The following is a 13,605-nucleotide window of genomic DNA, read 5'->3' on the forward strand; positions in this document are numbered from 1 at the left end:
CATGGGTATGTCGGTCGGATCGGGTAGCAAGGGTGGCGGACGCCGCGGACGTCGCGGTGGCAAGAAAGCCCTCGTCAGCGAAATCAACGTCACACCCTTTGTCGACGTTGTGCTCGTGCTTCTGATCATCTTCATGGTCGCCGCACCGATGATGACCGTCGGCGTGCCGATCGACCTGCCGCAGACCCAGGCCAAGGCGATGAGCAGCGAGAACCAGCCGATCACCGTCTCGGTCAATCCGGCGGGCGAGATCTACCTGCAGGAAACGGCGATCCCGATCGAGGAAGTCGTGCCGAAGCTGCAGGCGATCGCCACCACCGGCTACAATGAACGTATTTTCGTCCGCGCCGATACCGCCGCCACCTATGGCATTGTCATGCAGGTCATGGCGCGGATTTCGTCGGCCGGCTTCACCAATATCGGTCTTGTGACCTTGCAGGAACAGCAGAATTGATCGGACGGACATGAAGGGCAGCCTCTTCACATCCTCGTTTCTGCACACACTGGCGCTCTCTGCAGCCCTGGTGAGCCTCGGCTCGCCTGAAAAGCTGGAGATGGCGCCGATGGAAACCCTCCCCGTCGATATCGTGCCGATCTCGGAATTCACCCAGATCCAGCAGGGCTCCAAGACGGCACCGCTGGCGGAGACATCCGCACCCGTGCCGACGAAAAAGCCGCCGATCGCCGAACCGGCTGAGAACTTCGGTGACAATGAAGTCGACCTGAAATCGCCTCCCACGCCGTCACAGCGCCCTGTCGAGCAGGAAGTTGCCGCAGCACCGAAGAAGGTGGAGACGCCGGCACCGACCCCTGATCCGGAAGTGAATGAGGTGAAGGAAGTCGTGCCCGAAGAGACGGCACCGCCACCGGAACCCGAAACACAGCCGACCGAAGAGGCCGTGCCGGAAGAAGCCGTCGCCGAAGAGATCCCGCTGCCCGAGAAGGCGCCGATCCCGGCTGCCCGCCCGAAACCCGAGATCGCCAAGCCGGCAGAGACGAAGCCGAAGCCTGACGCCAAGAAGGACACCAAGGCCCAGGAGACCGCGAAGTCGAAGCCGCAGATGGAAAGCGACTTCAACGCCGACGATGTGGCGGCCCTCCTCAACAAGACAGATGCAGCCGGTGGCGGCGCCAAGCGCTCGACCGCGCCCGAGGCACTCGGCGGCAGCACCAACACCGGTGGCTCGACATTGAGTCAGAGCGAGCTAGACGCGCTGCGCGGCATCATCCAGGACAACTGGCTGATCACCCCGGGCATGGCCGATGCCGCAGACGTACGCATCAGGGTGACCTTCCGCCTCGACCAGAACGGTGCGCTTGTCGGCGAGCCCGAGGCCACAGCGACCGGCGGTTCTCCTCAGGCCCAACAGGTTCTGATGAGCGGCGCCGTGCGCGCCGTACGCAAGTCCGCCCCCTTCACAAATCTGCCCCCGGACAAATACGACGCTTGGTCTGAAGTTGTCGTCAATTTCGACCCCAGCGAACTGATGTAAGAGCTGAAAGGCTTGGTAAGCATGAAAACTCTCCTCCTCCGAATTCTGCTGGTCTGTGCCGGCATGGCGGGCGCCTTCGTCGCCCCGGCGAATGCGACCGTCGAAATCAACATCAACCGCGGCAACGTCCAGCCGCTGCCGATCGCGATCACCGACTTCATCTCGGCCGACGGCATCGGCGCCCAGATCTCCGCTGTGGTCGAAGCCGACCTCAAGCGTTCGGGTCTCTTCGCGCCGGTCAATCGCGCGGCCTTCATCGAGAAGATCCAGAACCCGGACCAGGCACCGCGCTTCCCCGACTGGACGGCTCTCAAGGCCGAAGCACTCGTGGTCGGTCGGATCGCCCGCGAGCCGGATGGCCGCCTGCGCGCCGAATTCCGCCTGTGGGACACCTTCGGCGGCCAGCAGATGACGGGCCAGCAGTTCTTCACCGACCCGAAGAACTGGCGCCGTGTCGCCCACATGATCGCCGACGCCATTTATGAGCGTATCACAGGCGAAAAAGGCTATTTCGATACCCGCATCGTCTTTGTCTCCGAAAGCGGCCCCAAGACCGACCGCAAGCGCCAGCTCGCGATCATGGACCAGGATGGCGAGAACATGCGCCCCCTCACGAGCTCCAAGGACATCGTGCTGACGCCGCGCTTCTCGCCAAACCGCCAGGAAATCACCTACATGTCCTTCGAAGGCGACCAGCCGCGCGTCTATCTGCTGCAGCTGGAAACCGGTTCTCGTGAGGTCGTGGGCAATTTCCCCGGAATGACATTTGCGCCGCGCTTCTCGCCGGATGGCCAGCGGGTCATCATGAGCCTGCAGCAGGACGGAAACGCCAACATCTATACGATGGACCTTCGTTCGCGCACCACGACGCGCCTGACTTCGACCGCAGCGATCGACACCTCGCCCTCCTATTCGCCGGATGGCAACCAGATCGTCTTCGAAAGCGATCGGGGCGGCCGCCAGCAGCTCTACATCATGGGTGCCGATGGCTCCGGCCAGCGCCGCATCTCCTTTGGTGACGGTTCATACTCGACCCCGGTCTGGTCTCCGCGTGGCGACCTGATCGCCTTCACCAAGCAGTCGGGCGGCAAGTTCTCGATTGGCGTGATGAAGACGGATGGTTCCGGTGAGCGTATCCTCACCACCGGCTTCCACAACGAAGGCCCGACCTGGGCTCCGAATGGCCGCGTGCTGATGTTCTTCCGCCAGAACGCCGGCGCAGGTGGTCCTCAACTCTACTCGATCGACCTGACGGGCTACAACGAACAGCTGGTGAAGACGCCATCCTTCGCCTCTGACCCGGCATGGTCGCCGCTGATGGAATAGTGATCGCAAAGAGGCGCATTTGCGCCTCTTTCTCGCCGCAAACGGCCTTCAGATCCGGCCATACAGGCGTGAATTGATCACTTGTTAACCACGATTGTTGGAAGCCGGTTAACCGCGATTGGTTAAGGTCCGGCAACCCTAACAGAGAATTCAAGGAGACCGGCAATGAGCCGCATTCATTCCCCGGCCACGAGCCGTCTGCAGAAAATGGCAACCAACCCGGCCATGGTCGCATTTGCCGTGGCGCTTGCCCTCGCAGGCTGCGCCAACAAGAAGAACCTGCCCAACAGCGCCGGTGAACTCGGTCTCGGCGCGGGCGCCGGTGCAGCGACCCCGGGCTCGGCCCAGGACTTCACCGTCAATGTCGGCGACCGCATCTTCTTCGACACCGATTCGACGGCAATCCGCGCCGATGCCGCCCAGACGCTCGACCGTCAGGCACAGTGGCTCGCCCGCTACCCGAACTACGCCATCACCATCGAAGGCCATGCCGACGAACGCGGCACCCGCGAATACAACCTGGCGCTCGGTGCTCGTCGTGCCGCCGCTACGCGCGACTACCTTGCACAGCGTGGCGTTCCGGCGCAGCGCCTGAAGACCATTTCCTACGGCAAGGAACGTCCGGTCGCCGTCTGCGACGACATTTCCTGCTGGTCGCAGAACCGTCGCGCCGTCACCGTTCTCGGTGGCGCCGGCATGTGATCGGGCCCACCGGTTATCACCAGCACGTGAAGGCGGTCCTCGGGCCGCCTTTTACTTTTCTCCATACTTTGGCCGAACTTGGTTGCTTTTTGCAGGCAATTGGGAAAACTCCTGTCGGCGCTGGTTCGGCGCAATTCGTCGCGAAAACAGGAAAAAGGAACATGAACAAACTTGTGATGGCCGCTCTGCTTGCGACGGCCTCGCTGACGGGACTGCCTGGATACGCAAACGCGTTCCAGCTGTTTCCGAACGTCCAGTTGGGCCAGAAGACTGTGCCTGAACATTCGCCAAAGGCAGAGGTCCATCTCGCCCAGGCAACAGACCCGACCCTGCGTGTCCAGCAGCTTGAGGAAGAGATTCGCGCCCTGAACGGCAGGATCGAGGAAATGAGCTTCCAGCTCCTGCAGATGCAGGAAGCCATCCGCAAGCAGCAGGAAGACAACGAGTTCCGTTTCCAGGACCTTGAAAAGAAGAGTGGTTCCCTGACCCGTCCCGCAACGGCCGGTGGCCAGCAGGATTCGGTCGCTGAGATCATCACCGAAACCCCGGACGTCGGCGAAACCGCCGACGCTTCCGGTCTTGGCCAGTCGCCCGGCACGCCCCCCGGTGAACAGACGCTCGGTTCGATCGCACTCGACGAGAGCGGCATGCCGGTCACCGCAACGTTAAACGAGGACGCCCTCGGTAACGGATCGACGGCCCTGCCGGGTGTCACCGCCCCCTCGACGGTGCAACAGGCAGCCCCCCAGCAGACTGCGTCGCTGAATTCCGAAAGCGATGTCTACCAGATCGCCTATGCCCATGTGCTCTCCGGCGACTATTCGCTGGCCGAGAGCGAATTCCGCGATTTCATCGCCGCCTATCCGAGCAGTGCGAAGATCGCAGACGCGAATTTCTGGCTCGGCGAAGCACTCTACTCCCAGGGCAACTACAACGAGGCAGCCAAGACCTTCCTCAATGCCCACCAGACCTACAACACCTCCCCCAAGGCGCCAGAAATGCTGCTGAAGCTCGGCATGTCGCTCGCCGCCCTCGAGAACACCGAGACCGCCTGCGCCACGCTGCGCGAAGTCTCCAAACGTTACCCCAAGGCTTCCCGCGCCGTCGTTTCCAAGGTCGCGAGCGAGCAGAAGCGCCTCGGCTGCTGATGGCGGCCCCGCTCGCGGCAGGCACTTCCCTGCCCGAACTTTCGCCAGACGCGGCGATCTCTGAATTCCTTACCTCTCTCCAGCGACCGATGCGCCTGCTCGTCGCGATATCCGGCGGCAGCGATTCGACCGGCCTGCTCGTTGGTCTGGCCCGTGCCTTGGAGACGCAGCGCTTTCCGCATCGCCATTCCCTTGTCGCCGCCACCGTAGACCATGGCCTCCGATCTGCCTCGACCGAAGAAGCGCGCATGGTGGGCAGCCTCTGCCACGATCTCGGCATACCGCACCGGATTTCGCGCTGGACAGGCGAAAAGCCGCAGGCCGGTCTTTCCGCTGCCGCTCGGCTAGCGCGCTACCGCCTGCTCGCCGAAGCGGCGAACGCTCTCGGTGCCGATGCGATCGTCACGGGCCATACGCGCGACGACCAGATCGAAACGGTCACCATGCGCGCCGACCGCGCGCCGCAAGCGACCCTCGGTATGGCGGGTATGGCGGACGCCACGCTTTATGATCGCCACCTGTGGATCCTGCGCCCGTTCCTGCATACGCGACGCGCCGCAATCCGCGACGAGTTGCATGCCCTCGGTCGGCCCTGGATCGATGACCCCAGCAACGAAGACACCCGTTATGAGCGGGTCAGGACCCGGAAGGGCAAGGTCTCGATCGACATCGCACGGATCGAGGACGCAGCGCGAAGACGCCGGGTCCTCTCGACGGCCGCAGCCGCCTGGCTGACGCGCCATGCCTGGACCTTCCCAGGCCCCTCCGTAGCCATCACGCTTGATGGTTCACCGTCATGTCCTGCAGACATCAGGGACCATGCGCTCGCGGCACTGATCGCCATTCTCGGCGGCAAACCTCATCGCCCCTCTGCAGACAGCTTCAACCGACTTGTCGATCGTCTCGACTCGGGCGCCGATTTCCGCCTGACCCTGTCCGGCACGCTGGTGCTGCGCCGCCGCGACAGGCTGTTTCTGCTGCGCGAGAGGCGCGGTCTTTTGCCGCTGCCCGTGCCAGCGGGAACACGTGCCGTCTGGGATGGTCGTTTCGAAGTCGAGAACAAAGGCGTGATCGAGGTCATCGTCGAGGCTGGCCCTGTTCCGGTGATCGACCCCGACCTGCCGGGTCCGGTCCGGGCCGCCATGGCTGGCAATGCGCCGAAAATCCCCTTTTCCAACGGCTTTTCCGGCAATCTTGCGCCAGAGGTCATGGTGAAGCCGCGACTGTCTCTCTTCGCCGACTTCATGCCGGTCTTCGACCAGCCTGTCGCCGATGCAATCGGTCGGCTTTTCGGCCTGGAGCCGACGCCAACCTCTCCGATTTAAGAGTTATTGACGGAAAACGATCTCAGGCTGCCCCTTTGCCTTGGCAAGGGCGCGGCGCGATCCTATGTTACGAGGTAATTCTGCGGGGCTTCGTCCCGCACCACAGGTTCGGGGAGTTCAATGAACCCAAATTTTCGGAATTTCGCGCTCTGGGCGATCATCGCCCTCCTGCTGATCGCATTGTTCAGCATGTTCCAGACGTCGCCGTCTCAGACGAGCTCGCGCGAGATCCCCTATTCGCAGTTCCTGCGCGAAGTGGACTCGGGTCGCGTTCGTGACGTCACCGTCACTGGCAACCGTGTTCTCGGCACCTATGTCGAGAGTGGCACAGCCTTCCAGACCTATGCGCCCGTCGTCGATGACAACCTGCTGACCAAGCTGGAAGCCAAGAACGTGATGATCGTCGCACGGCCGGAAACCGACGGTTCGTCCGGCTTCCTGAGCTATGTCGGCACGCTGCTCCCGATGTTGCTGATCCTCGGCGTCTGGCTGTTCTTCATGCGTCAGATGCAGGGTGGCTCGCGCGGCGCCATGGGCTTCGGCAAGTCCAAGGCCAAGCTCCTCACTGAAGCGCATGGCCGCATCACCTTCGACGATGTTGCCGGTGTTGATGAAGCCAAGCAGGATCTTGAGGAAATCGTCGAATTCCTGCGCGACCCGCAGAAGTTCCAGCGTCTCGGCGGCAAGATCCCGCGCGGCGTGCTGCTCGTTGGCCCTCCGGGCACGGGTAAGACGCTGCTCGCCCGCTCGGTTGCCGGCGAAGCCAACGTACCCTTCTTCACCATTTCCGGTTCGGACTTCGTCGAAATGTTCGTCGGCGTCGGCGCAAGCCGCGTCCGCGACATGTTCGAGCAGGCCAAGAAGAACGCACCCTGCATCATCTTCATCGACGAAATCGACGCCGTCGGTCGCCATCGTGGCGCCGGTCTTGGCGGCGGCAACGACGAACGCGAACAGACGCTCAACCAGTTGCTCGTTGAGATGGACGGCTTCGAGGCAAATGAAGGCATCATTCTGATTGCCGCGACCAACCGTCCCGACGTTCTTGACCCAGCCCTTCTGCGTCCAGGCCGTTTCGACCGCCAGGTCGTGGTGCCCAACCCTGATATCATCGGTCGTGAGCGCATCCTGAAGGTCCATGCCCGCAACGTGCCGCTGGCCCCGAATGTCGACCTCAAGGTTCTCGCCCGTGGTACGCCCGGTTTCTCCGGTGCGGATCTCGCCAACCTCGTCAACGAAGCCGCCCTGATGGCCGCCCGCCGCAACAAGCGCGTCGTCACCATGGCCGAGTTCGAAGATGCCAAGGACAAGATCATGATGGGCGCGGAGCGCCGCTCCTCCGCCATGACCGAAGCCGAAAAGAAGCTGACCGCCTATCACGAGGCCGGCCACGCGATCACCGCCCTGCAGGTTCCGGTCGCTGATCCCCTGCACAAGGCAACCATCATCCCGCGCGGACGTGCGCTCGGCATGGTGATGCAGCTGCCCGAGGGCGACCGCTATTCGATGAGCTACAAGTGGATGGTCTCGCGTCTCGTCATCATGATGGGTGGTCGCGTTGCCGAAGAACTGACTTTCGGCAAGGAGAACATTACTTCTGGCGCATCCTCGGACATCGAGCAGGCGACCAAGCTCGCCCGCGCCATGGTCACGCAGTGGGGCTTCTCCGACATCCTCGGACACGTCGCTTATGGCGAAAACCAGCAGGAGGTTTTCCTTGGCCATTCTGTTTCGCAGACGCGCAACGTCTCGGAATCGACCGCCCAGAAGATCGACACGGAAGTCCGCCGTCTGATCGACGAGGCCTATACCGAGGCCCGCCGCATCCTGACGGACCATCACGATGCCTTCGTGGCAATCGCTGAAGGCCTTCTCGAATATGAGACGCTCTCCGGTGAGGAAATCAAGGCGCTGATCCGCGGCGAGAAGCCGTCGCGCGACAGCGGCGATGACAGCACGCCGAGCCGCGGTTCTGCGGTTCCCTCGACCGGTCGAAAAGACGCGTCGAAGGGTGGAGAACCGGAAGGCGGACTGGAACCCCAGCCGCATTGAGCGAGACCGCAGTCACTGATCAAGGCCACCCTCACGGGTGGCCTTTTTCGTTCAGCCAGCCCCGCACCGCAGAATCCGGTGGACGACATGTGCATCAGTAACGCCATGTAATCGGCTTTTGCGCTATTTTACGTGTTCTCCGGCGCATTCTATGGCATGAGCAGCCAACCGAATGTCCCCAGGCGATCGCTGAATGATGATTGCAGCCCGCTCCGGGAGACCTCGAAATAGACTTGAAGGACAACAGATGACACGTCGTTACTTCGGCACGGATGGCATTCGCGGTCTCTCCAACCGCTTCCCCATGACCCCCGACCTCGCAATGCGCGTCGGCATAGCGGCAGGCACAATCTTCCGCAGGGGCGGTCATCGGCACCGTGTCGTGATCGGCAAGGACACGCGCCTCTCCGGTTACATGCTGGAAAACGCGATGGTCGCAGGCTTCACGGCCGCGGGCCTGGACGCCTTCGTTCTCGGCCCGATCCCCACCCCTGCCGTCGCCATGCTGACGCGTTCGCTGCGCTGCGACCTTGGCGTGATGATCTCGGCCTCGCACAATCCCTTTGCCGACAACGGCATCAAGCTGTTTGGCCCTGATGGCTACAAGCTCTCCGACGAGCTGGAGCTGCAGATCGAAGATCTGCTGGAAAAGGACATTTACGGCCAGCTCGCCGCTCCGAATGACATCGGTCGTGCCAAGCGCATCGACGGCGTCCATGACCGCTATGTCGAATTCGCCAAGCGCACCCTGCCCCGCGACGTCACCCTCCACGGCCTGCGCGTCGCCATCGACTGTGCCAACGGCGCGGCCTACAAAGTGGCTCCGGCAGCCCTGTGGGAACTGGGCGCCGAGGTGGTGACGATCGGCAACGAGCCGAACGGTACGAACATCAACCTCGAATGTGGCTCGACCCATCCCGAAACGCTGCAGAAGAAGGTGCACGAAATCCGCGCGGACATCGGCATCGCCCTTGATGGCGACGCCGACCGCGTGATCATCGTCGACGAAAACGGCACCGTGATCGACGGCGACCAGCTGATGGCGGTCATCGCTGAAACCTGGGCGCAGGACCAGATGCTCCGCGGCGGCGGCATCGTCGCAACCGTCATGTCGAATCTCGGCCTCGAGCGCTTCCTCGGTGACAAGGGCCTGACGCTGGCACGCACCAAGGTCGGTGACCGCTATGTCGTCGAGCACATGCGCAGCCACGACTTCAACGTCGGTGGTGAACAGTCCGGCCATATCGTGCTCTCCGATCACGGCACGACCGGCGACGGCCTCGTGGCCGCCCTGCAGATCCTCGCGGCCGTCAAGCGGACCGGCAAGACCGTCAGCGAGATCTGTCACCGCTTCGAGCCCGTACCGCAGCTCCTGCGCAATGTCCGCTTCTCCGGCGGCAAACCGCTTGAGGATGCTGCGGTCAAGCAGGCGATTGCCGATGCCGAGTCAGAACTCGCAAAATCCGGCCGCCTCGTCATCCGCCCGTCCGGCACCGAGCCGCTGATCCGCGTCATGGCCGAGGGCGACGACCGTGCTCAGGTCGAGCGCATCGTCAACGACCTCGTCGATGTGATTGCGAGCGTCCGCAGCGCAGCAGCCTGACCCATCAGCCATGGCCCAAACGAAAGAGCCCGGCTGGTCAACAGCCGGGCTCTTTCGTTTGATGCAAGGAAGATCGGTGATCAGGCCGAGAGCTTCGCCATGACTTCATCCGACACTTCGAAGTTCGAATAGACGTTCTGCACGTCGTCATCATCTTCCAGCGTGTCGATGAGCTTCATCAGCGAGGTCGCCTTTTCTTCATCGACTTCGATCGTGTTCTGCGGCTTCCAGATCGCCTTGACCGATTCCGCGCCACCGAGCACGGCCTCGAGCGCCTTGGACACTTCATTCATGTCTTCGAAGGCGCAATAGACCGTGTGGCCGTCTTCATCGGAAACCACGTCTTCGGCACCGGCTTCGATCGCCGCTTCCATGACCTTGTCGGCATCGCCGACAGAGGCCTTGTAGGTGATTTCGCCGACATGGTCGAAGGAGAACGACACCGAGCCGGTTTCGCCCAGAGCGCCACCCGCCTTGGAGAAGGTCGAACGGACGACGGAAGCCGTACGGTTGCGGTTGTCGGTCAGCGTCTCGACGATGACGGCAACGCCGCCGGGGCCGTAGCCTTCGTAGCGGATCGCGTCATAGGTCTCGGCATCGGCACCGGACGCCTTCTTGATGGCGCGCTCGATGTTGTCCTTCGGCATCGACTGTGCCTTGGCGTTCTGAACGGCGAGGCGAAGGGCCGCGTTCATGGTCGGGTCAGGTAGACCGGTCTTTGCAGCAACGGTGATTTCGCGCGCAAGCTTGGAGAACATCTTGGAACGGATACCGTCCTGCTTCCCCTTGCGGTGCATGATGTTTTTAAACTGTGAATGGCCAGCCATGGCACCCCTGATCAGGTCTTTATGTTGGGAATGGGCGCCTTATACGGGCGAAACCGGCCCTGTTCAAGCCCATCGGACAGGCCTCGACGCTACGCAGCCGCAGGAACAAGTCCGCCGCCAACTCGTTGCCTCCACGATTGAAACGTCAGGGAGATCGACGACATGGCAAGCTTCAGCGAAGCCCGCGAAAATCCGGTAGATCAGCTTTGGGACGAAATCGACGACGTGCATGCCGGCATGCTCGGCATCGTCGGCTCCGACTTCACCATGCGCCCGATGGCACCGCAGGCTGACCGCTCGACGCATATCATCTGGTTCTTCACCAGAACCGACACCGACCTCGTCAAGGCGTTGCGCCCGGGCAGTCGGGGACAGTTCTGCATCGTCGGCAAGAACCATGACTATCATGCATCCCTGACTGGCAGCCTGACTGCGGTGAAGGACCTGGCCAAGATCAGCGAATACTGGAACTCCGTCGTCGCCGCCTGGTATGAGGGCGGCAAGGACGATCCCCTCCTCATCATGCTGGCGCTGTCCCTCGACGAAGGCGACATCTGGGCCTCGACCGGCAGTTCGATCAAATTCGGCTGGGAGATCGCCAAGGCCAATCTCAACCCCGAAAAAATGCCTGACATCGGCGTCCACCGTCACGTCCGCTTTGCCTGAAAGGCAGGCTTAGACCCCCTGAAGAACGAGGATCAGCGGCTTTTTCGGCAAGGTTCGCATGGACACGGTGAAGCCGCGGTTCTCGGATATCTGGCTATCGAAACCGCCATCGAACATCGACAGGAAGCTTTCGACGGGAGCACCGCGCCGATGCATCGGCAGGATGACGGCCGAGCGTAAGCGCTTGACGATCCGGCTCATGCTGTCGGCACCGAGCGTCAGTCCACCATCGACGGGCACCATCACGATATCAAGCCGTCCGATCTCGCCGTAATGCGTGTCGGTGAGTTCGTGATGCAGGTGGCCGAGATGGCCGATGCACAACCCGGCCACCTCGATGATGAAGATCGAGTTGCCGTTCGGCTCCATCGCACCGCCCCAGCTGCGGATATCCGTGGGGACGTTGCGCACATAGGCGTCGCCGACCACAAGCCGGTGCTGAATGGGCTGGCCGGGCTCGGCCTCGTTCCAACCGTGCAGGACCGCGCCGATCGCCGGATCGGGAGTGAGCGTGTAGTGGCTGGAATGCGCCTTGTTCATCGTCACCACGTCGGGCGTGCGCGATGTCCTGAGCCAGCCGTTGAAGTCGGTGGCGATCGAAATGCCGCCCGGCGTATCGATCTGGAAGGTCGAATGCCCGACAAAGGTGATCACAACGTCTTCCTGGACCTGCGCAAGTGTCAGCGCGGGCGCCCCGGAGGCCGGTGGAGTGAAGTTGGCATATTGCACGTGAGGAAGCCCTTCGGCGATCAGCTGGCACTGGCTGACCTGGGGACGCTCCGACTGCTGTGAGAATGCGCTACCGGCAAGGGCCGCAAGCGCCATCGTGGACAACACCAGTTTCAGCATCATGCCGCTCCCTGCACCGTATCCAGATCTGTGCAGAGAGAATGGGCCAGCTTCCCTCCGGGGTAAAGCCGAACAGCCTCCCCCGGCGTGTCAAATTGCCGTTATCGCAACAACTCGAAAATCATGGGGGGAGATTGCCATGCTTAATCGATCCTTAAGCGCTGATGGTCAATCCTTGTAACTCGAAGGAACAGAAGTTCCCATGACAACAGGTGGAGAGGAAATACCTATGCCGGCGGCGCAAGCCATATTCGACCAAGACACACAAACCACCGGCCATGCCCTTCTGGAGTGTATCGAAGCAGCCCTCAAAGACGATTTCAGCAAGTTGCCGTCCGGCGCGGACGATCTGGAGCGCGCGATTGCGCGCCTGATCACCCGGTGTCAGGAACGGTCCGCAGGCCAGTTGAAGGATGTCGTCGACGTCTCCGTCAATCTGAACGAGACGGCCACGATGTCGGCCAATCTCCTCTACGACCTGAAGCAGGTCGACCACCGGACGCATGACATTGCAGCCGCCGCAGAAGAGATGGCAGCCACCGTCGACGAGATCGCCCGCCACGGCGAGGAGATATCCGACGGCACACGCCGGGCAGGTGCCGCCTGCGACGAGGCACGCCAGGCGGCTCTGGAAACCCGCACGACCATGCAGGGCATCAACCAAGCGCTCGGCGACACCACTGGCAGGATCACCGCGATCCAGTCGCTGGGTTCGCGGATCTCGGAAATCGCTGCCAACATCAAGAAGATCGCCTCGCAGACCAATATGCTGGCCATCAACGCTGCCGTCGAGGCGGCGCGCGCAGGGGAAGCCGGCAGGGGCTTCGCCGTCGTCGCTGCCGAGGTCAAGGCGCTGTCCGATCGCACGGCCAATGCCACGACCGAGATCAGCAAGATCGTTCAGGACCTGGAGCAGGGCTTGAACTCGATGAACGAGGCGATGTCCGTCAGCCGCTCGTCGGCTGGCGCTGGCACAGAATCGCTGGACAAATTGACGGCAAGGCTCTCCGACGCACTTCGGCAGGTCACCGAAAGCGCCGACAGCGCGGCACAGATCGCAAGCGGTCTCGTCGAGCAGAAGGCGGCATCTTCCAGCGTCGCGACCGGCATCACCCACATCGCCACGAGTGCCGGCGATGCCACGCGGCAACTGGGCCGCGTCATGGACGCTGTCGCACGCGCCCAGTCGGGTCTCGACCGACGGCTGAAGACGCTTGCCGAGGAGGACATCCCCGGCAAGGTCGTACTCTTGGCACAGTCGGACCACGTGATCTGGAAGCGGCGCCTGGCCAACATGATCGTCGGGCGCGACACGCTTGACGCCCGCGAGCTCGCCGATCACAAGAATTGCCGGCTCGGAAAGTGGTATCTCGGGGCCCGGACGACGCCCCTCGGACAGGACACCGATTTCGTAGAACTCGACGAGCCGCATTGCCGAGTCCACCAGCATGGCATCGAAGCCGTTCGGAGCTTCAATGCCGGCGACATAGGAGCGGCCCTCAAGCAGCTGCAATGCGTCGAGGTCGCATCAGGGGAAGTGCTGCAGAAGCTCGGCCGCCTGGAGCGCAAGACCTCGCACGGCTGAAGCGTCTAGCTTTGCGAGAATAAGATCCC

12 protein-coding genes are annotated in these 13,605 nt (G+C 62.4%); 10 read left to right on the forward strand and 2 right to left on the reverse strand.

All coding sequences use genetic code 11. The features are described from left to right. Position 1 precedes the first annotated feature (1 nt). The 8 genes from tolR (at position 2) to glmM (ending at position 9,649) form a co-directional block, all read left to right on the forward strand. The gene (tolR, locus tag J2045_RS00115) at positions 2–454 is read left to right on the forward strand and encodes a protein TolR (protein WP_102018331.1); all 453 of its coding nucleotides are present in this window, start codon (positions 2–4) and stop codon (positions 452–454) included. 10 nt (positions 455–464) lie between these two features. Then, on the forward strand, positions 465–1,493 hold the full coding sequence (gene tolA / locus J2045_RS00120; protein ID WP_307367705.1) for a cell envelope integrity protein TolA: 1,029 nt from the start codon (positions 465–467) through the stop codon (positions 1,491–1,493). 21 nt (positions 1,494–1,514) lie between these two features. Then, positions 1,515–2,819 carry a Tol-Pal system beta propeller repeat protein TolB gene (gene tolB, locus J2045_RS00125; protein ID WP_166600916.1) on the forward strand — a complete coding sequence of 435 codons (1,305 nt, stop codon included), beginning with the start codon at positions 1,515–1,517 and terminating at the stop codon, positions 2,817–2,819. A gap of 165 nt (positions 2,820–2,984) precedes the next feature. Further along, a complete protein-coding gene (gene pal / locus J2045_RS00130) occupies positions 2,985–3,521 on the forward strand; it encodes a peptidoglycan-associated lipoprotein Pal (protein WP_166600917.1) in 537 nt (178 codons plus the stop codon). Between the two features lie 161 nt (positions 3,522–3,682). Next, the gene (ybgF, locus tag J2045_RS00135) at positions 3,683–4,669 is read left to right on the forward strand and encodes a tol-pal system protein YbgF (protein ID WP_307367712.1); all 987 of its coding nucleotides are present in this window, start codon (positions 3,683–3,685) and stop codon (positions 4,667–4,669) included. Further along, positions 4,669–5,994 (forward strand): tRNA lysidine(34) synthetase TilS, encoded by a 1,326-nt coding sequence (tilS, locus tag J2045_RS00140; protein ID WP_307367715.1) that lies wholly within the window; start codon positions 4,669–4,671, stop codon positions 5,992–5,994. Before ybgF ends, tilS begins: the two co-directional genes overlap by 1 nt. Before the next feature lie 120 nt (positions 5,995–6,114). Then, the gene (gene ftsH, locus J2045_RS00145; protein WP_166600920.1) at positions 6,115–8,046 is read left to right on the forward strand and encodes an ATP-dependent zinc metalloprotease FtsH; all 1,932 of its coding nucleotides are present in this window, start codon (positions 6,115–6,117) and stop codon (positions 8,044–8,046) included. Positions 8,047–8,293: 247 nt separating this feature from the next. Beyond that, complete coding sequence (glmM, locus tag J2045_RS00150; protein WP_307367720.1) at positions 8,294–9,649, forward strand: phosphoglucosamine mutase; 1,356 nt, start codon at positions 8,294–8,296, stop codon at positions 9,647–9,649. Between the two features lie 80 nt (positions 9,650–9,729). On the opposite strand, the gene J2045_RS00155 is transcribed toward glmM, so the two are convergent. Further along, complete coding sequence (locus J2045_RS00155) at positions 9,730–10,476, reverse strand: YebC/PmpR family DNA-binding transcriptional regulator (RefSeq protein WP_307367724.1); 747 nt, start codon at positions 10,474–10,476, stop codon at positions 9,730–9,732. 162 nt (positions 10,477–10,638) lie between these two features. Between J2045_RS00155 and J2045_RS00160 the strand changes: the two genes are divergently transcribed. Beyond that, positions 10,639–11,142 carry a pyridoxamine 5'-phosphate oxidase family protein gene (locus J2045_RS00160; protein WP_307367727.1) on the forward strand — a complete coding sequence of 168 codons (504 nt, stop codon included), beginning with the start codon at positions 10,639–10,641 and terminating at the stop codon, positions 11,140–11,142. A 9-nt stretch (positions 11,143–11,151) separates the two neighbouring features. On the opposite strand, the gene J2045_RS00165 is transcribed toward J2045_RS00160, so the two are convergent. After that, positions 11,152–11,994 carry an MBL fold metallo-hydrolase gene (locus J2045_RS00165; protein ID WP_370872944.1) on the reverse strand — a complete coding sequence of 281 codons (843 nt, stop codon included), beginning with the start codon at positions 11,992–11,994 and terminating at the stop codon, positions 11,152–11,154. A gap of 226 nt (positions 11,995–12,220) precedes the next feature. Here J2045_RS00165 and J2045_RS00170 point away from each other — a divergent pair, with 226 nt between their 5' ends. Next, the gene (locus J2045_RS00170) at positions 12,221–13,576 is read left to right on the forward strand and encodes a methyl-accepting chemotaxis protein (protein WP_307367730.1); all 1,356 of its coding nucleotides are present in this window, start codon (positions 12,221–12,223) and stop codon (positions 13,574–13,576) included. Positions 13,577–13,605: the final 29 nt, after the last annotated feature.

The sequence above is a fragment of the Peteryoungia aggregata LMG 23059 genome, from assembly GCF_030814435.1.
Taxonomy (GTDB): Bacteria; Pseudomonadota; Alphaproteobacteria; order Rhizobiales; family Rhizobiaceae; genus Allorhizobium; species Allorhizobium aggregatum.